Source organism: Caballeronia terrestris (assembly GCF_001544515.1).
GTDB classification, from domain to species: domain Bacteria; phylum Pseudomonadota; class Gammaproteobacteria; order Burkholderiales; family Burkholderiaceae; genus Caballeronia; species Caballeronia terrestris.
On record NZ_FCOL02000440.1, the window covers coordinates 1 to 1247 of the forward strand.

The window sequence follows — 1247 nt, forward strand, 5'->3', positions numbered from 1 at the left end:
AGCTTCTTGCCGGACTCGGCGTTATACCGCTCGACATATTCACCGAGCAGTTCCCGAATCGCCCGGCCGATCTGCACGTAGTCGCTCTCGTTCAGATTCGCGAGCGACACGCGTCCCGACGGATGCTGCGTGCCGAAGCCGCGTCCCGGCAACAGCACGACGCGCGCGTCCTTCGCGAGTTTGAACAGCAGTTCCGACGGCTTGGTGTTCTTGATGATCCACTCGACGAAATCCCGTCCGTACGCACGCTCGCCGAGGAATTCGAGATCGAGGATCGTGTAGTAATCGACCTTGTTGACGTCGCTGTCGTCGAACGTGATGCCGATTTCGCGATACAGCGCCTGCTTGCGGCTGCGGATCAGGCGCTTCAGCGCGTTCTTGTACGCGTCGGGCGTGTCCATCAGCGAGAACAGCGAGAAGAGGACCATCTGCACCTGCTGCGGCGTCGAAAGCCCCGCCGTGTGATTCAGCGCGACGGTGCGGCTGTCGGCAACCAGCCGGTCGATGAACTTGAGGTTCTCGGGCTCCGTCGTGATCGATTCGTAGCGCTCGTGCAACTGCTTGCGTTGCTCCTTCGGCAGCGCGGCGATCTGCTGGTCGAGCACGTTGTCGCGATGCGTCGCGATCGCGCCGAGCCGCCAGCCGGTCGCGCCGAAGTACTTCGAATACGAGTACACGAGAATCGTGTTTTTGGGACAGAGCGCGAAGAGCGAGACAAAGTCGTCGGCGAAGGTGCCGTAGACGTCGTCGGTGAGAAGGATCAGGTCGGGCCGCTCCTTCACGATCTCCGCGATGTATTCGAGGCTCTCCGTATTCATCTTCACCGATGGCGGATTGCTCGGATTCACGAGGAAGAATGCTTTCACCTTCGGATCGCGCAGCTTGTCGAGTTCCTGCTTCGAGTATTGCCAGCCGTTCGCGACATCGGCGTCGAGATTGACGACGTTCAACTGGTAATCATTGAGACGCGGAATCTCGATATACGGCGTGAAAATCGGCGTGCCGAGGGCGACGGTATCGCCAGCCTTGATCAGGTGATTCTCGCGCATTGTGTTGAAGATATAGGTCATCGCCGCCGTGCCGCCTTCGACCGCGAAAACGTCGAATTCGCCGATGAACGGATAAGCGCCGATCATCTCGCGCCGCAAATACTGCCCGACGATCACTTCCGACAGCTTCAGCATCCGGTCCGGCACCGGATAATTCGACGCGAGAATGCCCTCGCACATCTCGTAGAGAAACTCGCC

1 protein-coding gene is annotated in these 1247 nt (G+C 59.5%); it reads right to left on the reverse strand.

The window, feature by feature from the left end:
- A partial coding sequence (locus AWB67_RS38115) for a bifunctional aspartate transaminase/aspartate 4-decarboxylase (RefSeq protein ID WP_087660887.1) occupies positions 1 to 1247 on the reverse strand: 1247 nt, incomplete at both ends.